Source organism: Gloeotrichia echinulata CP02, from assembly GCA_038087035.1.
Classification (GTDB): domain Bacteria; phylum Cyanobacteriota; class Cyanobacteriia; order Cyanobacteriales; family Nostocaceae; genus Gloeotrichia; species Gloeotrichia echinulata.
The window spans coordinates 6,224,373-6,243,664 of record CP051187.1; the positions used below are offsets into that span (position 1 = coordinate 6,224,373).

Consider the following 19,292-nt stretch of genomic DNA (forward strand, 5'->3'; position numbering starts at 1 on the left):
AATGATTAATGCACTCCACAAGCTTGGTCAATAATTTTTTCGACCTTACTAAAGAATGCTGTTTCTGAAAAATTTGTCACCGCATGATTACGGATGTTTGCGTAATTCCAAGTTATATTCCCAGCTTCTCGTAATGCAGCTTGTAGGGAGTCTGGTGTCTGTCTTGTAAAAAATACCCCGGTCTTACCAGGTATCTGAGTATCTAATACACCACCGGCTCCATAAGCGATGACTGGTGTGCCACTAGCATTAGCCTCTACGGGGACTAATCCATAGTCTTCTAAGGCGGCCACGATGACAGACTTAGCTTTAGAAAACAAGTCTTTGCGTTTGCTATCACTGACATGTCCCAAGAACTCAATATTATCTAATGCTTTCGATTTTAGCCTTTCTTGTTCTGGACCGTCACCTGATATTAATAATCTCCATCCCAACCAATTGAAAGCTTCAATTATTATATCCAAACGTTTATAGCTGATCATTCTGGCTGATGCCAAATAATATTCGTCTTTGGTATCAGAAAAAACAAAATTACTGGTATCAATTGGATAGTTAACAACAATAGCTTCTTTGTCGTAAATATTTTGAATACGCCGGGCGACAATACTAGAATTAGCAATATAAAGGTCAGGTTCCTGTGAATATTTCAGGTCTACCTGTCTCATGAATTGAAAGATTTTTTCGATGATTGGGGCAAAATATCGATAGTCTCCATACTCCCGTAAATAAGTTTCTGTATCCCACAAAAAACGGGTAACATTATGACAAAAGCATATGTGGCGTGCATTTGGGTGTTTTCGTACTGCTTTGGCGAAACTAGTGCTACTACTGATAATTATATCGTATTTTTGTAAATCCAAAGACCGAAATGCCGGAAAATATAAGGGAGCAATCAATCGGAAATTCTTTGCGGCTCCTGGAATTTTTTGTAAAAACGTTGTGTTAACTATCCGCTCACCTACATCAATAGTTTTTTTAGCATCGTACAAAGAGGTAAAAATATCAGCTTCGGGGTAGCGTTTACACAGCAATTCAAACACGCGCTCTGCTCCACCGCGCTGGGTTAAATAATCATGGACTAGCGCTATTTTCATAAATTTTATCCAAAATTTTTATACAGTTTTCAGGCTCCTCAGTTTCAATTAATAATTTGAGTGCCTAACCACACAATTTACTGTTTTATAGCACAATACGGTTCAGTTAAGGAAAATTGTAGGTTGGGTTGAGGAACGAAACCCAACCTACGTGGATCAAGGTTTTTGGCTCTAACTGAACCGTATTGTTTTATAGCAATCTTGGATGTTTTGTGAAAATTATTGTTGTTCAGATACCCGACTTCTTAAAGAAGTCAGGTATCTAAATTTTCACGACTAATTTAGGACTGCTATTTACAAACAGGACTTACTTACGTGTCACATTTAAAGAATGGTGCGTGACTACGATTATTATTGTGCCAGTTGCGTAAGTCCTAACAAATTGTCAAGATGCTATCTAACTCCTACCAGGGTTTTTTCTGGGACAAAATAAGCGTTTTGTTCGGCTCGTAATTTGTCACAAAGTCTGTCTGCAGGTAATTCTACATCATCGTAGGTGAGGACTCGATCTTGAGGAATGTCTCGTTTGAGGCGACATCCTTCTGCTAAACCAATTGGTAGGAGGTTTTGCGCTTGGACGATGGGGGAATTTTCACATTGTCCGTAGGTCATGTAGAAGCCGATACCATCTAAGGTTTCTCCTGCTTTCAAGTCAATTTTTGCGGTGGTGACTACATCCACCAGCGGTCCTGCTAGTGGAGACATGACTGCATCCTGAAACAGCACAGCACGGGCTACGGATAGTGGAACTTCAAAATGACAGAGGTGATAAGGAGTGTAGAAGCTGTAAAGTGGACCTTCGCCTAACTTGTACAAATTGAGATAGTGACGTTGCTTGGGGTCATCGTGGGTAGCAAAGACGAACACCCCAGGGCCTGGTTTTGCTCCAACTACATAATCGACGATACCGCCCAGTTGTTTGAGTTGGTCAACATCATACATTTGGGTCATATCATCAACATGTCCACTAAAGTTATATCCCAACATTCCGCGTTGGGCAACTTTCATTCCTGTAGCGTTCGCAACAATCGCTTGCTCAAAGGAAATTTTGGTGCCGTCAGCAAAGCTGGTCACCATGTGGGCTTTCTGACCCCAGCGCTTGGCAAAACTTTCTTGGGTGGTCGGATTACGATAGGGGTCTTGGAGTCCTTTAATGTTACCGCACAACAGGGGTGTTAGACCAATACTTTTAACAAAGCGGTAGAGGTTCATTTCCACCCCTGGTTGATCACCGTCGCAGGCGCTAAGAATCACACCGGCTTTATCAGCGTAAACTTTGAGGATAGGGCCAATAGTACCATCGAGTTCAGCATTCATCATGATTACATGTTTGCGATGGGCGATCGCACTCATGACTACATGGGCGCCAAATTCCACAGCGCCTGTAACCTCGATTAATGCGTCGATTCCCTCAGCACGGCAGAGTAAGTCAGCATCTTCTGTCACTGCATATTTACCCTGAGCGATCGCATCTGCTAATTCTGTGACATTTGTCACTACCTGAATTTCTTCAATCCCTGCTTCCACATAAGCTTGTTTTGCTGCTTCAATCTGGCGGTTGGAGATAGCTACTAACTCCATCCCAGGTACTGAATTGACAATTTGATTTGCAATTCCTCTACCCATAAAGCCTGCGCCAATCATCCCCACTTTAATCGGGTTTCCTGCAGATGCACGGGCTTGTAAAGCGCGATCAATAATAATCATGTTTTCAATTCCTCTAATAGCTATTTGCTTGTTACTAACTCAAGTTTTTTGGTTTTTGTAACGAATCGGGGCGCAAGGTTTTGCTAGGGGCGCGGGCGCAAGGCCTTGCGCCCCTACTGTTGCTTAACCCACAATCATCGTTTCCAACAAAGGCCAATTCAAATCTTTCTCAGAAATTTCTGTTACTTCTACAGGCCATTCAATATTAAAAAATGGGTCGTCATAGCGTAAACCTTTTTCATAACCAGGTGTGTAAAATTCACTAACCTGATACACAACCTCAGTTTCATCAGTCAAGGCTTGATAGCCGTGGGCAAACATTTCTGGTACATACAAAGCGCGACGGTTTTCGGGAGTTAGTTCCACACCAATGTGTGATAAAAATGTAGGAGACTCAGGACGCATATCAATAATTACATCATAAATAGCGCCTTTAGTACAGCGAATTAATTTAGTTTCTGCTGCTGGGGGTGTTTGATAATGCATTCCGCGCAAAGTGCCTTTTTTGTAGTTAAAAGACAGGTTGCATTGGGCTACAGTTGGCTTTAATCCGTGGGCTGCAAATTCTTCAGCGCAGAAACTCCGGGCAAAAAAACCACGATGATCTGGTTTTTGTTCTAATTCAATGATGAATGCGTCTTTGAGTGATGTTTTGATGAAGATCATAATTCGCTTATACGTCAATATTGTTGGCGGAAAAATTTATCAACCTGGAAAAATTAGCCAGTAACTTTAACTCGTTCAGATGACGAATTTAACTCTAGTCTAGGAAAAGTATTATCCCAGTATTGGGTGCAAAGTTCTGGACGTTCGGGAGGATTAGCGGTGTAACAGAAAAATAATGTTGCTCGTTCTTCTGTGCGTAATGTTCCATGATGGAAAACATTTTTGGTATCTGCTAAAATCACAGTTCCTAGTGAACCTAAACAAGACTTCCAAGCTGATTTGGGGATGATTTTGTTGACGGCTACATCGTCGATTCCTAAATACTTGGACTTCAGCAGTTTGAAAAATAACCGATAATAGTTCAAACTAAATCTAGAGGTTAGATATTTAGGAATATATTCAAAAGGTCCATGCTTTTTGGTGACATCTTGCAAGGGAATAAAGATTTTGATAATGCGGCGGTCTTCTGCATCACTATGCCATAGCAGCGTACCAAACTGATTATCACTGGGAAAATCTTTGCGTAAATGTACACCATGAAACTTAATTGGAAACCCAATGTAATTTTCGATGATATTGAGTAGCCTTTTCTCGGTTGCCCATTTAGATAATTCTGGTAAATCTGTAATAGTATAAATTTGCGGCAATTTTTGATCTAGCTCTTCGTTATAAACCTTCTCCATTTGGGATAATTTAGATTGAGCAGCCTTGAGCATTTCGGCGCTAGAGCTTAATCCTAAATCTGCCAGTGTGGTTACGCAAACGCCTTCGTGTTTGAGTGCATTAAGAATCTGGCGATCGCCCTGTTCTAATGCAGGTAAATGTTTCTTATGCTTCCACCGTGCTATTATGCAACTTAAGTCAGAATACAGTGTAGATATTTTCTTTTTAATCATGTTCAACATGGCGTAAATTACTCCTATTTTTGATGCGCGTTTGTCAATAATTTTTATGGCTCTTCCTGATGCATTTCTTGTTGGGTTGTAATTTCATTTGCATCTGCGAGTTTAAGCTCTCTAACAGGGATCACTTCTAAAGCAGTAAAACCAACTAAAGCTAAAAAGGGAACTACTGTCTTGATGGCGGACATAGGCCATCTTCTCAAAGCACCTAAAAAGACTTTCAAGCTTACTTCTTTGCTGTTTTGCAAAAGCATCCGTCTGCAAAAGTTTTTAGAATATCCATTTTCCTGTAGTTTCAAAATAACTTCAGGGATATGTTTATATTGCATTAACAGAGCAGATTGTGGCACTTTTTGCCAATAACTCACGCCAACAATACATTCCAAATAAGTATCTTTCGTGACAATTACACTGCCATTGGCAGCACAATAACCTGCAAAATATGCTAAAGATATCCAATTATCTGCAGCATTTGGCCAAATTTGCAAAGCGCGTTTTACTAGGTCAGTGCGATACACTGTAGCAGTCAGAAAAATCACTGCGCCGACACTTTTAGAAAAACAATGTTCAAAAATTGCTTTACCATCACCATGACCATCTTCTCTATCAGCATCAAACCAACGATTTCCAACTATTGTTGGTGGATGAACTGGCTCACGAGTAATTTTATTTCTACCAGAAAAGTTGAGAAATAATAATGATAAATTTTCATGTTGCTTGATTTTGTTGATGACGTAAGCAATGGCTTTATCCTGAATGGGGTCATCATCACCAATAGTCCAAACATATTTTGTTGTCGCTGAACCTAGGCAATAAAGAATATTTTTCATTACGCCTAAATTTTGGTGATTTCTATTCGACTTAAATGTTATATTGTTGAGTATTTCTTGCCATTTTTTGATGATATCCTGAGTATTGTCAGTTGAACAATTATCAGAAACTAAAATTTCACATTCAGATTCAAAACCTTTAATCGCTTGCGCCAGCCAAGCTAATTGCTTATCAAGCAATTCAGCACGATTATAAGTAGGGATAGCAATGGTCAGTAACTTATTCATTTCTCAGTTGTTCTTTAATGAATTAGGCATTTGTTTGTAGTAGGGCTTTAGCACTCAGGAGGAACATTTTATGCACTAAAGCACTACTACGAGACTGAGAGCAAATTATTGAAAAATTCAAACCGGATATATCGGATGATTCCGAATCAACTCAACTATTTTTGATTCGGAAGCTTCGATTTGTGTATATGCTTTAAATCAGTGAACAGTCAATGGTTATCAAAACTTTTAACTGATAACTGTTAAAGGAAAATTGTCGTAGGGGCACGGCACGAATAAAATTGTCATTAGAAGAAAAAATTTTGGATGTTCCCTACAGTGTATATCTATTTAGCGCTTTTTCCAGAAAAAATCTTTATCAATTTGCTCCGTGCGAATCAGATACTCTAACTGCTTCAGGCGGGTAAAGCCTCTAAACAAGAAAGTATCTTCAGTCATATCAATTTGACTGAATAAATCAAATAACTGTTGGGCACCTAACTGAGCATTCCAATCACACTTAAATCCTGGTAAGATTGTGTTGATTTTTTCAAACGATACCCGATAACTGCGATTGTCTGCACCATTATCTCCAAAGGATAATTGACAACCTGTAAAAACATGAGCTATTATTTCAGCAATTTCTTTGACTCGATAGTTGTTTGCCGTATCTCCCACGTTAAAGATTTGATTGTGTACAATATCACGAGGAGCTTCAATCGCGCAGACAATTGCTTTGCATATATCCAGTGCGTGGACTAATGGCCGCCAAGGTGTACCGTCACTAGTCATTTTGATTTCTTTGGTAGTCCAAGCCAAGCCTGCTAAGTTGTTTAAAACAATATCAAATCGCATCCTCGGAGAAGCACCAAAAGCAGTGGCGTTCCGCATAAAGGTAGGAGAAAAATCATCATCAGCTAATAGTTTGACATCTCGTTCTACCAAGGTTTTGCATTCAGCATAGGCTGTTTGCGGGTTCACCGGTGATTCTTCTGTGACATCAGCATCACTAGCGACACCATAGACACTACAGGAAGACATATATACAAAGCGACGTACACCCGCTTCTTTAGCTAGTTTGGCTAGGCGTACTGAACCTTGATGATTGATTTCGTAGGTGATATTGGGTGATAATTGTCCGGTCGGGTCGTTGGAGAGTTCCGCCATGTGAACAACTGCTTCAATACCTTGCAAATCTTTAGCGGTGATGTGACGGATGTCTTTATTGAGGGTTTTGGCTGTCACATCAGTACCGTTGAATAGCCAACCAACTTTATAGAAGCCAGTATCTACACCAATAACTTCATTTCCCCGTTCAATTAACAAAGAAGGTAATAATGAACCCAGATAACCTTCTGTGCCAGTTACTAATATTTTCATAGTTGTCAAAGCCTTTGTATTTTGTTGATTTCTATTGCATTTAAGAGGTAAGCAAGAGGAGATAAGCCAAGGTTTATTTCAGAGTTTTGAGGTATTTATGAAGGTCATTTTCATAAATTTTCGCCCCAGGCGTCTCCAGAAAGTATCTCGCCATCCTGACCAATCTGTCATGTCAAGATAGTGGAAGAATAAATCTTTTTGAGGGTGTTGACATTCTACTCGCAATCCTGAACACCAGGGTTTAGGAGAATTAGTAAAGTGTATAATGTTAGGTTGATGCAATAGCTCGTTATAGATATCTTCAGCAAAGGGACTGTCTTTCCAGGATGAATAATGATAAATTCTCGGCATTTGATTCCATCTTGGATGAAGTTCTCCCCATTTACCGGCAAGAACTGCGTTTAGTCCGTCCTGGTCGTTTTGCACGTATTCTCGATTATGTTTGACATATTCAATAACTTTTTCTCCGATGTTTTCGCTGCGCCACTTTTCTAAATTAATCACCAACAGCCCAGAATTAAAATATTTAGAATCTGGGTCAATTCCCAATTCATGATAGTTTCTCAATCCACTAGACATTGAAATATATAATTCAACATCATCTTGAACTGCTAATACATAATTATTGCCTAAATCAATATTCCATAGATTTTCTAAATTTCCAGTTACTACCATATCGCTATCGAGATAAATTACTTTATCTAGCTCTTGGCTTAAAAATTTCGTAATCAGGAGTCGATAATAGCAAGTAACTGTTAAATGTCTGGTCAAAACCAGATTGTCTAATACCCTATTATCTATTTTTATCCATGAAATATCAACTTGCTCTGAGGGGAGTGATTTGATAATCTTTCGCTGATTAAATTTACTAATTCCTCCATCCAAAATAAATAAAGACATCTTGCGATTACTTTTAAGATTAGCAAGTGCTGAACGCACTGTAACAGCAAGAGGCATTGCATAGTTATTATCAGCAGCACAAACAACAACAATTGGCTGAATCTCTGATATAACTGCCATAAATTTCACCTTAATAACTGGTTGGCTGATGTTGGGAAGATAAAATGGGATGTTATCAGCTACACCGGTGAATTTAAAAAATCGTGCCAGTGCTTGGAACTTCAACATAGCACCGGCAAATTACAGCAATATTAACCCAAGTTGCTAGTTATGAATTTTGGTACATTTTATAGTCGTTAGCGGAGAGTAGGACAGGTTAATTTTCAACCAAGATAACTAATTTTCGGTTTCCAGGACACCCTAATTCATATAACTATAGGACTCCTATTTGATTTTTGAACAAAATTAGGTATCGTAGGGTGCGTTAGGATGAAATCCGTAACGCACCAAATCTTTGATGATGGTGCGTTACGCTGTCGCTAACGCACCCTACGCATCTTTTCAAAAATCAAGCCGGATTCCTATAGCAACTTACGTTATTAGATAATAAAACGACATTTATCTAATAATTGCTATCAGTTATTTGCACTTAATGGACTGACGCTGCTAGATGTGATTGTTCAGGAAGTTGTGAGACAATTGCTTTGCCAATTTCTAAAGAAGAAGTAGCAGCCGGTGAAGGCGCATTGCAAACATGGACAGAATTTTGACCTTGAACAATCAAAAAGTCCTCTACAAGTTTGCCATCATTCATTAAAGCTTGAGCGCGGACTCCCGCATGGGTAGGAACTAAATCCTGTGCTTGGACTTCTGGAATTAGTTTTTGTAAACTTCTGACAAAGGCTGCTTTACTAAACGAACGAATAATTTCTTGAATACCTTCATCGGCGTGTTTAGCTGCTAATTTCCAGAAACCTGGGTAAGTCATGACTTCAGCAAAATCGCCCCAGTCAAAATCAGTTTTTTTATAACCTTCGCGTTTGAGGCTCAAAACCGCATTTGGTCCTGCGTGAACACTGCTATCAATCATGCGGGTAAAGTGGACACCCAAAAACGGAAAATCAGGATTAGGAACCGGGTAAATCAGAGTTTTAACCAGATAACGTTTTTCTGGGGTGAGTTCGTAGTATTCTCCCCGGAATGGTACGATTTTAGCCTTGGGTTCAACTTGACCGAGTTTAGCAACGCGATCGCTATGCAATCCAGCACAATTGATCACAAAGCGAGTCTCAAAATTACCCTTGTTAGTTTCCAGTACATAATCTGTACCACTAGGGATAATTTTCTCAACCTTTGTATTGAGGCGTAAATCTCCCCCCTGCTGTTGAATTAACTCAGCGTATTTCTCACAAACTTGCTTATAATTGACAATTCCTGTGGAAAATACCCTAACTCCGCCTACACAACTTACATGAGGTTCAATTTCTCGCACTTCCTCAGGACTGATTCTTTGGACTGCGATACCATTCTCTACCCCTCGCTGATAAAGATTTTCCAGGCGTGGTAGCTCTTCGTTATCAGTGGCAACAATTACCTTACCGCAAACGTCATGATCAATGCCATGCTCTTGGCAAAATTCTACCATTGAGCGACAACCATCACGGCAAAATTTAGCCTTAAAACTCCCTGGCTTATAGTATATGCCAGAGTGAATTACACCGCTATTATTCCCAGTTTGATGAAATGCCCAATTGCTTTCTTTTTCTAAAACTACAATGCGTGCATGAGAATAGCGTTTGACTAAAGCCATCGCTGTAGACAGTCCAACGATTCCCCCACCGATAATTGCAAAATCGTACATTGATATTATTGCACCTGCAATGACAAAAAGTGAAAAGTTAGGAGTTCAGTCTTTTTCTACCATACTTTCCAGGGTGCTTGATCACTCTTCCATAAATCCTCTAGATAGTTTTTATCTCGTAATGTATCCATTGGTTGCCAAAAACCATTATGTTTGAAAGCTGAGAGTTTTTCCATGTCAGCTAGCTTTTCTAATGGTTCTTTCTCCCAAACACTCAGGTCATCACCAATTAAATTGATCACTTCTGGTTCTAGGACAAAATAACCACCATTAATCCAAGCGCCATCACCTTCAGGCTTTTCCCGAAAGCTGGTGATTTTCGTTTGTTCATTTCCTAAAGAAATTGCGCCAAACCTTCCTGCTGGTTGAACAGCAGTTAGTGTCGCTAAAGTGTTTTGTTCTTTATGAAACTTAATTAGCTCTGTAATATTTACATTACTCACACCATCGCCATAGGTGAAGCAAAAAGTTTCATTACCAACATGCTCGGCAACTCGCTTTAAGCGTCCACCTGTCATGGTATTATCACCCGTATTAACTAAGGTGACGCGCCAGGGTTCAGCATAACCAGAATGCACGTTCATTTGGTTAAATCGCATATCAAAGGTAACATCTGACATATGTAAGAAGTAATTGGCAAAATACTCCTTAATTACGTAACCTTTGTAACCGCAACAGATAATGAAGTCATTAATACCGTGGGCAGAGTAAATCTTCATTATGTGCCACAGAATTGGTTGACCACCAATTTCTACCATCGGCTTCGGCTTGATACTAGTTTCTTCACTGATGCGTGTACCAAGTCCTCCAGCCAAAATCACTGCTTTCATGCCAGTACCTCAAAAATTTGCCGCTAGATGAATATTTTTTTAGTCTTCTCGAATTGAAGCGGTTGCATACGAATTTGAGAAAAATTACTTTCTCATTTATATTTTCCATGTAAATAGAATAACGAGATTTTGACTGTTTTTTGTAAAGAGCATGTAAATATAATTCTTTGCTATGTAAAAGATTTATAAATACTTATGTATCTAAATATTTTTCATGAAATTAGATGAAAATATCACATATCAAAAAATTAAAGCTAGCTTTCACTAACCCTTGTCATGCTTGTTTTTTAGCTATTATTACCCAGAAACTACTAGTAATAGAATAGTAATAAAAACTACTTATCATAATAGACAATAGATAATAGGGAATAGGCAATGTTAAAATAGGAACTGGGGAATAGAAAATAGAGAATTAGAAATTGGATAAATCAGAAATAACAACCTTTACTTATTTTCAAAGTCCTCCAAAATAGTAGAATTTTGGAATAAAGCATCACATTTTTTTTCTACAACAACGCACATACTGCTAAGTGATTGTTGGTAAGTATCCATATCCTGTTGCTCCAGAGAAAATTTAGCAGCAGTCTGCAAATCCTCAATTGCTTGCTGACTAAATTGTGCCGATTCTTTCCCGCCATATTGAGAAATTTCATAGCGGACCATACCGCGTTTGAGGTAAACTTTGGCGAATTTGGAATTGATGCGTAATGCTTGGTTAAAATCGGTGATCGCACGTTGATATTCTTGAAAGTAATCGCTGTTATATTGAGCCATTTGATAACGGACTATACCCCGCTGAAAGTAAGCTTCTGGTTTAGAAGCATTGAGATTAATCGCCTGAGTAAAATCCTCAATTGCTTTTTTGTAGTCTTGTTGAGAGTCGCTGCTGTATTTAGCGATTTGCGAACGCACAATACCCCGCCTGATATAAGCTTCACTTTCTTTATTGTTAAGGCGTATAGCCTGATTAAAGTCCGCCAGCGCTAAGTTATATTCTCGATCAGGATCGTTACTATATTCCGCCAGAGCATAGCGGACATTACCCCGATTCACAAAAGCTTTGACTTCATAAGGATTGATTTGTAGTGCTTCACTATAATCTATTAGCGCTCCTTCATAGTCCTTCACATTGAAGCGGGCATTGCCTCGGTTAATATGCGCTTTGGCGTGATTAGGTTCTTGTTGTAGAGCTTGGTTAAAATTTTCAATGGCTCCCTCATAGTCTCGCACTTTGTAAGCAGCATGACCTTGCTGATAGTACTCGGCAAAATTGAGATTTTTACTACCATCTTTCTGGCGAGACATCAACGTTTGTTGGCTGTAGGTATTTTGGGAAACAAACGGGCGAGTAAATTTCACCATTAAGTCCAAATAACCCAAAAAACCCAAACCTAAGAAGCACAAAATAATCGGATAAAGCTTCCGCCTTTTGGGAGATTTATATAGAGGAGAAGGAGTATTTTGGATATATACTGGCTGCCAATGTTGAATTGGTTGTAAAGGCCTGACTGGCTGTGGAAAGTGCGGGGTTGGAGTGTAGCGTTTTCTGCTGGGGGTACGCTGTTTGAGATGTTCTCTAGCTACTATCGCCTGAGGTGATGGAAACGGATCACGTCCACCTAACCGTAAGCTACGTTCACACCAAGGACATACATGCTGGTAACTATCGTAGCGATGCTGGGGATTGACACTACAAGTAACCAAGTTATCTTCGGCTTCACCAATTGCTGATAGCCAGTTTTCAGCACTCGGACGCAGTTGTGGGTTGTTGTGACCATGTTCAAAACAACGCACAAACAATTCTTGTAAACTGGGATGGAGAATTTCCCAAGGAGGTGCAATGGGAGTAGCAATATAAGGTACTTGTCGCTGTTGACTGTAAGTGAAATGACCAGCAGCAATGCGTGCTTCGTATGGTGGTGGTTCACCCGCGCCTTGAAAAATGCCAGAAAATGGGTGGGTACCTTCCATTAATAGTTGAAATATCAGCACCCCTAACCCAAACAAATCATGGGAAATTTCGCGATCGTATTGGGCAAAAATTTTATTTTGCAGTTCTGGTGGGGTAAACTCTGGTTTACCAACTGGACAACGGTAAACAATATGACTGTCTGGTTCGCTGACCTGAAAGGAATCCGTGTCTACTAAAGTCACCAGTGCTGTGTCACTGACGAGAATATTCGACTCATTCACATCGCCAATACAATATCCACTAGCATGTAAAGCGACAAAAGCCGTCGCCAGATTCCGCGCCGTGCGGAGTAGGTACTGATAATTGAATAAAGGACAGTGTTGACGCCGGGTTCTTGGGTTGTAAAAGTCGATGATGGGACGCATCCCGCGAATGCGCGGCATTAAAAAGCCTATAATCCGTTCGCTACCATCCGTCGTCAGCAATAGATCCTGAGGCCAAGCTATCGAAATATGTCCCAAATTAGCCGTTGGGTTTTCTGGCGGATTGGCAAGCATTGCCTGGAGTTTGTAAGCATGGGCAAGAGTTGGTTTATGATAAACTTTTGCCACTAAATTGCCATCGGATGGCACTGCGTAGATACAAGCTTCACCACCACGCCCTAAACTGACGCTGAGGTTCAGAATTTCTTGCTTAGGAAGACAACGTAGTACCTGCATGATAAAATCGCGATTAACGGAAGTTACTTAAAATGTCGATCTGGCGGAATCATTGTTCAAGATTTGCTGAATCCAGCAATGATGAGTGTTAAGTCATCATCCGTACGTTGTGTAATTCGCTCAGAGCCTAAAAACCTCACCAACTGTTCTTTGGCTTCTGTCTTATCTTCAGTATTCGCTACAAAGTCGAACAGCGGGAAAAAGAATGGTTTGTGAGGTTCACCAACGACCATATTCAACGCCAGCATTTGTAGTCCATCGGTGAGAACACCAACATTGACTATGGCTTCACGCCATAATCTCATCTGTGCTGTTTCTAAAGCTCGCTCCGAAGTTAAGAAGGTGGTTTCGTTGATGTATTCGCCACTGTCAGGCATGGTCAATGCTAGCAGGTTTCCTTTCCCATCCTTCGCCACAGCCAAACCATCACCAATCTGTGCCACAGCCACAACTTCTGGTGTCGCTACCACAATAATTAAGGTAGTTGCTAAATCCTGGGGCTGTTTATTACAAGTAGCTGCTTCCTCCTCCACCGCTTTTTTGGCCATTAGCATAGCCTCATTCAACAGCGATCGCACCTCAGCATCATCAGCCAGGGTCTCGGGGGTGACTTCTTTGATCGATATGGTTTCGATAGCCGTTTCTACAGCCACCATCGCCCCGACTTTCCCCTGGCTAGCAGAACCCGCACCATCTGCTACAGCTGCCACCAACACATTATCTGACAATAGCTGCCAATGGTGTGCATCCTGACACAATTGCTTGGTTCTAGTATGGCTTGTGCCACATACAGATGCGGCGACTACCCGCCATTGAGGGATCTGTTTTGATGTGTTCATTTGTCATTTGTCATTTGTCATTTGTCATTTGTCATTTGTCATTTGTCAGTTGTCAGTTGTCAGTTGTCAGTTGTCAGTTGTCATTTGTTATTTGTTATTTGTCAGTGGTAACTACTTTTGACCCTTGACTCTTGACCCTTGACCCTTGACTCTTGACTCTTGACCCTTGACCCTTGACTCTTGACCCTTTACCTCTTGTCTGATTTAAACAGAACCCCAGCCAATTGGGGGTAAAGCCACCTGTTCATCTACCCGCGAATGAGAAACCGCTGACATACTAGTTGACAACCAGACAAACATCTCGATAAAGTTCAATCCTTTAAGTTTCAGGGGGGCACGCATAGCTATTTGATTTAAGCGCGTCATATTCGCGTTTTCTACACCAACCGTAAAAAATGCTACTTTTTTACTTACTTCATCTCCTTGTACACGCTGTGCTGCTTGCTCTACCACATGCTCTAACTCACCTTGCGGCTCGCCATCGGTTATCATAAATACCCAAGGACGATAGTAAGCTATACCATTGGCACGATATTGAGATTTGCGCTCTTGAATTATGTCCAATGCTTTATGAATTCCTGCACCCATAGTGGTCAGTCCTTGGGCTGTCAGGATTGGCGGGTTAAATATATCGGCCGTCACAAAGTCTTGGACTACATTCACATGACTATCAAAGGTGACGATTGCTACTTCTACCCGTCTGGCTGCTAAGGAATTTTTGAGTAATTCATCCTTCAAACTTAGCAGACCCTGATTTAAAGCCTCAATGGGATCTCCTTGCATAGAGCCAGATGTATCTAGCAACAGCACGCAAGGACAACGGGGTTCTGGGTTCTCAGCAAACTCCACTACTTCATCAAGTCTTAATGTATCAGGCATAACTTTTTGTGTTATGTTGAGGTTCAAAGTTTTCTTTCCTGTTTCTCAAAGTATATAGTGAGTTTTTAGCGCCGACACAACTACTTGTATGGTGTTTGGTTATGTTTGTTTAATCTTGAATTAAACAGATTATCTTCACCAAAATCTCGACATAATTTCCGCAAATCTTCATCAAGATCAAGTTGAGTAAAAGGGAATTTAGCACTGGTTCGCCTTGCCTCTATATAATTTATCTACCAAAATTTATATAGAGTAATCCCAGAATACTATAAATGCGTAGATTTGCCTAGGCAAATTCTTAAAGATTTTATGTAGAAAATGAGGTTTTTATATAAATTAAATTAATCATAATCAACTCCAAAACCATCAGCCTTATACACCTGTAAATATGTTAGCTTCCAATGAAAATGCCCACGAAAAGTCCAAATTTCAGTAGATTCTACAAAATGTAACAAACCACCTAGCCTCTAGGTTTTCCAGCTTGTAATATATATACAGCGATCCCAATTAGGTGGTTAACAATACCAGTGGTGGCAATTCACTGTTAACAGTTGACAGTCAACAGACTGTATTAGTAAACCAAATCATTTAGGACTGCTATATACATATTTTCTCCGAAATACCTTGTTTTTAGAGAAAAATCAAAATATAGAGACTACCTCATTACCTTTATTTCATCTTTACCAAAATTCAGCTTAATTTCCGGAAAAAATCCAAAAATTATGAATATTACTGGTACATTCACTAAACTACGCCCCCACAGTTTGTTAAGACAGTTATCTAGTAGTTATGACAGTACTTATTTACAAGCCTCTAGCAACTCTGTTTCTTGGTCAATTTATTTAGAGCAAGGTAAAATTACTTACGCTACCCATTCAGTCGAACCTTTTGATCGACTAGAACGTCATTTGCGTCGCCTCAGCCATCAAATTCCTCTGTTGACCAGTGAAATTCGTGTCCAATTACGTCTGATGTTTGCAGATGAATCACCAAATCCCTTCCTAGGACAGCAGACAAATTTGATTAATCAGCCGCCTGAGTATCAAGCCATTTACTGGCTTGTAACTCAACACCATCTGCACTCTACACAAGCAGCAGTATTAATTCAAGAATTGGTTAAAGAAGTGATTGAATCATTTCTATTAATCAATGCTGGAATTTATGAATTAAGCGATTCTGTGACTCAACTACCGAGAATTTGCAGGCTAGATGTAGAGAAACTATTAGAACGTTGCCAAGCACGGTTACAAACTTGGCAGTCTTTTGCTCCGCAAATTTCCTCTCCTTATCAGCGTCCATACCTGTTAATTAATAGCCCACAACAAAACAAAAATTTACCAGACCTCCCACCAAATTTAATTAACTGGATGAAGGGTTTTAGCCTACGTCATCTTGCCTTAATGATGAATCAAGATGAAATTCAACTGGCTCGAAATTTATACCCTTACATCACTAATGGACGGGTAATATTACATGAACCAGACCCACCATTTGATAAATTACCCAAGTTTTTTGAAGAACTATCACCCTCTACTCAATATATAACAGAATTAGTCAAACAAGAATTAATTAATAAGACAGAACAACCAAGCAGCACTACAGCCAAAGCCTCCCCAGATATTTCCCAAGAGAATATAGCTACCGTTCAGCGCTTACCACAAATTGCGGCTCCGCCAACAGACAAAGTTCAGGAATTAACAATACCAAATACCACAAACCCAGCGCCAGAAAGAGTAACGACTGCTACGGCCACTGCTAACAAAGTCTACAAAATTGTTTCTGTAGATGACAGTCCCACCATTCTCAAAGAAATCAGCCGATTTTTAGAAGATGAAAATTTTTCTGTAGTTGCCATCAACGAGCCACTAAAAGCTGTTATGTCAATTATTAGGCACAAACCCGACTTAATTTTACTGGATCTCAATATGGCTGGCATTGATGGTTATGAACTTTGTCGTATTATACGTAATAATCCCATGTTCAAAAATACGCCCATTATCTTTGTAACAGGGAATAAGGGACTGGTAGACAAGGTGAAAGCCAAATTAGTCGGGGCTTCAGGGTATCTCACCAAACCTTTTACACGTGCGGAATTACTGAAGATTGTCTTCATGCATTTGGCTTGATCCACTAAAAATTAGACTATTTTGGGATAGTGAGGGTAGATTAATATGGCGACAATTTTGGTTGTGGAAGATACTCCGTCTCAGTTGGAATTAATCAATGGTTTTTTGCGAGAAAGTGGTCATACCGTACTTAAGGCTTATGATGCCAAGGATGGTCTAAATCAAGCAGTCACTCACCAACCTGATGCCATTATTACTGATGTGGTTATGCCTGGACTAAGCGGCTTTGAATTTTGTCGCTTACTGAAAAGAAATCCAGCCACGGCGAAAGTACCAATTATTATTTGTAGTTCAAAAAATAATGATATTGACCGGATCTGGGGGATGAAACAAGGGGCGGATGTTTATTTAACTAAGCCTTTCACTAAGCAAGAATTACTCCGTGCTTTGCAATCTATTGTCAGCAATTAAGTATTTAAACTTGCAGGCTCTAGACTGCCCTGACTGGTTCCCAGGCTCTAGACTGGGAACCCATTCTGGGAGGCTCCGCCTCCAGTAGCTTGACAAAAGGCAGAGCCTATGAGAATATATTCCCAGCCATGAGGCTGGGAACGAGACGATGGGTCATTGAGAAAAGTCACCAATGCCCAATGCCCTATGCCCCAAGTCGGGCTGTGCCTTGCTACCGGATTTGATATGACAATCAATTTTTTTATATCGAACTCAGGTCAAGAGAGCAGTATAAGCATTAATTATGTATTTAGTAGTTTACACTACTTTAATATACGTAAGAGTGATTAGCGATGCCTGCGGCGGGCGTAGCCATCGCTCTTTGGGGAAAAACTTTTTGGTTTACTGTTTATGTGCTTTCAACCCCGCACCAGGGTGGCAGGACTTAGTTTTCTAGGATACTCACTTCACCTACATGGATATCAAGTTGTCATCAGTAAAGGATTAAAGTGCGAACTCAACCAGGATTGGTTACTTTACTGAAGCCTGGAATCCCCTTACCTTCAACATGCAATATGTCGATTACCAATTTACGATGAGCCTAACTCAAATGGATCAATCCCGTCCTGCAATATCAGCCTACATTACAAGTCAAACTAACCAACAGTTAGAGTCAATTCAAAAACTTTTGGCTATGAGTGCAATAAAAAATTAAAATTGCTTGCCTCTAATTAATAACATCTGTTATCTCAGTCAATAGAACACTAATGACTAATAAATATCTGACTTTCATATTTAGAGAAGAAAGTCAGATATTTTATATTTTTTCTCATATTAGTAAGGTACAGAAAAAATAATTAACCGCATATGAACACAGATAAATTTGTATTTTATTAGACTAAAAAATGCTATAAATGCCATAATTTAAAAGAATAACAAGGATAATCAGTAATTGCTATAATTTTTCAAGTCTTTGGTTATATTGTAACTAAAATATTTTAGAAAATTAGTCATTACAATACTATAATTTTATAAGAATCAAACCAAAACCTAAACTTATGACAAGTATTCCTAATAATGCCGCAACCCCTTCACCACAAGATCCGCCTTCTGATTACATTATTGATATTATTCGTAAAGCTAAAGACACTTATACTCTCCCAAAAATTTTACTTGTGCCTTCACATATTAATCAAAATGATGTACAAAATCTCCAAGATATTTCACTTATTGACACTTACGCATCAGTTTATAGTGCTGCATACATCTATCCAAGCCATCCTCATCATTTTGATATCACAACACCAGATAAAGTTGCGAGTTTTACTACAGTTTTAGCTAGTGGATATTTCCGCGTGATAACAGAAGGATTGCCAACGTTTTTGTCTATGGAGACATCGACAGCACTAAATTTTTCGGCAATTACAACTACTGGTGAGTTGAATATCAAGTTGCGTCACGAACTTTTTCAATCATTTCAACTTTCACATTCTGCCACAAGACAACTTGACAGCATCATGGAAAATATTGTTAGAAGATTAGAAGGTATTAGAGCAGTCCACTCACCGCAGTTAGATCCCTTAAATTACTTGCTTTCAGTTTACTCTTTTGAACAGCATCTTCTGATACCTGCTATGAGATTTCCCAAAATACATTTATTCTATTTAAAAATTGATCAAAATTCTTTTAACACTTCAGTTAGTAATTCTTCCGCTAATTCTTTCACGTTCAAGATGAACTATCAAATTTATAAATTATCAATAAATTCTTCTCATATATCTACAAACATACGAGACTTAATCAAAACGTATATTACAAAGATGACCAACCAAACATTCGACTCAATTCAACACTTAGTGGCTATGAATGCTATTAACCCAAGTTAAAGGATGTACATGGAGAGCCTTACCAGGGGATTTTCCACACCTTCTTGGCAAATACTTTTTGACTGGTTCCCAGGCTCTAGACTGCCCTGACTGGTTCCCAGGCTCTAGACTGGGAACCCATTCTGGGAGGCTCCGCCTCCAGTAGCTTGACAAAAGGCAGAGCCTATGAGAATACATTCCCAGCCATGAGGCTGGGAACGAGACGATGGGGCATTGAAAAAAGT

The 19,292-nt window shown here is 39.6% G+C and carries 15 protein-coding genes; 3 read left to right on the forward strand and 12 right to left on the reverse strand.

Annotated features, from left to right (window positions below; all coding sequences use genetic code 11):
- Positions 1-5: 5 nt before the first annotated feature.
- From HEQ19_27740 to HEQ19_27800, 12 genes are all read right to left on the reverse strand, one after another.
- Entirely contained in the window at positions 6-1,094 is a 1,089-nt protein-coding gene (locus HEQ19_27740; GenBank protein ID WYM02705.1) for a glycosyltransferase, read from the reverse strand.
- Between the two features lie 393 nt (positions 1,095-1,487).
- Entirely contained in the window at positions 1,488-2,801 is a 1,314-nt protein-coding gene (locus HEQ19_27745) for a Gfo/Idh/MocA family oxidoreductase (protein ID WYM02706.1), read from the reverse strand.
- A gap of 123 nt (positions 2,802-2,924) precedes the next feature.
- The gene (rfbC, locus tag HEQ19_27750) at positions 2,925-3,467 is read right to left on the reverse strand and encodes a dTDP-4-dehydrorhamnose 3,5-epimerase (GenBank protein WYM02707.1); all 543 of its coding nucleotides are present in this window, start codon (positions 3,465-3,467) and stop codon (positions 2,925-2,927) included.
- A gap of 53 nt (positions 3,468-3,520) precedes the next feature.
- Positions 3,521-4,372: a phytanoyl-CoA dioxygenase gene (locus tag HEQ19_27755; protein ID WYM02708.1), complete on the reverse strand. Its 852-nt coding sequence runs from the start codon at positions 4,370-4,372 to the stop codon at positions 3,521-3,523.
- Between the two features lie 44 nt (positions 4,373-4,416).
- Positions 4,417-5,427, reverse strand: coding sequence for a glycosyltransferase family 2 protein (locus tag HEQ19_27760; GenBank protein ID WYM02709.1), 1,011 nt, complete (start codon positions 5,425-5,427; stop codon positions 4,417-4,419).
- Positions 5,428-5,757: 330 nt separating this feature from the next.
- Entirely contained in the window at positions 5,758-6,786 is a 1,029-nt protein-coding gene (locus tag HEQ19_27765; protein ID WYM02710.1) for an SDR family oxidoreductase, read from the reverse strand.
- Positions 6,787-6,864: 78 nt separating this feature from the next.
- On the reverse strand, positions 6,865-7,914 hold the full coding sequence (locus HEQ19_27770; protein WYM03663.2) for a glycosyltransferase family 8 protein: 1,050 nt from the start codon (positions 7,912-7,914) through the stop codon (positions 6,865-6,867).
- Between the two features lie 361 nt (positions 7,915-8,275).
- Complete coding sequence (gene lhgO, locus HEQ19_27775) at positions 8,276-9,487, reverse strand: L-2-hydroxyglutarate oxidase (GenBank protein WYM02711.1); 1,212 nt, start codon at positions 9,485-9,487, stop codon at positions 8,276-8,278.
- A gap of 56 nt (positions 9,488-9,543) precedes the next feature.
- Complete coding sequence (gene rfbF, locus HEQ19_27780) at positions 9,544-10,317, reverse strand: glucose-1-phosphate cytidylyltransferase (protein ID WYM02712.1); 774 nt, start codon at positions 10,315-10,317, stop codon at positions 9,544-9,546.
- A gap of 444 nt (positions 10,318-10,761) precedes the next feature.
- On the reverse strand, positions 10,762-12,948 hold the full coding sequence (locus HEQ19_27785; GenBank protein ID WYM02713.1) for a tetratricopeptide repeat protein: 2,187 nt from the start codon (positions 12,946-12,948) through the stop codon (positions 10,762-10,764).
- Between the two features lie 56 nt (positions 12,949-13,004).
- Complete coding sequence (locus tag HEQ19_27790; GenBank protein ID WYM02714.1) at positions 13,005-13,787, reverse strand: PP2C family serine/threonine-protein phosphatase; 783 nt, start codon at positions 13,785-13,787, stop codon at positions 13,005-13,007.
- Between the two features lie 204 nt (positions 13,788-13,991).
- Complete coding sequence (locus HEQ19_27800; protein ID WYM02715.1) at positions 13,992-14,666, reverse strand: VWA domain-containing protein; 675 nt, start codon at positions 14,664-14,666, stop codon at positions 13,992-13,994.
- A 722-nt stretch (positions 14,667-15,388) separates the two neighbouring features.
- Between HEQ19_27800 and HEQ19_27805 the strand changes: the two genes are divergently transcribed.
- The 3 genes from HEQ19_27805 (at position 15,389) to HEQ19_27815 (ending at position 19,068) form a co-directional block, all read left to right on the forward strand.
- Positions 15,389-16,792: a response regulator gene (locus HEQ19_27805; protein WYM02716.1), complete on the forward strand. Its 1,404-nt coding sequence runs from the start codon at positions 15,389-15,391 to the stop codon at positions 16,790-16,792.
- Positions 16,793-16,837: 45 nt separating this feature from the next.
- A complete protein-coding gene (locus tag HEQ19_27810) occupies positions 16,838-17,203 on the forward strand; it encodes a response regulator (protein ID WYM02717.1) in 366 nt (121 codons plus the stop codon).
- Between the two features lie 1,037 nt (positions 17,204-18,240).
- A complete protein-coding gene (locus HEQ19_27815) occupies positions 18,241-19,068 on the forward strand; it encodes a hypothetical protein (GenBank protein WYM02718.1) in 828 nt (275 codons plus the stop codon).
- Positions 19,069-19,292: the final 224 nt, after the last annotated feature.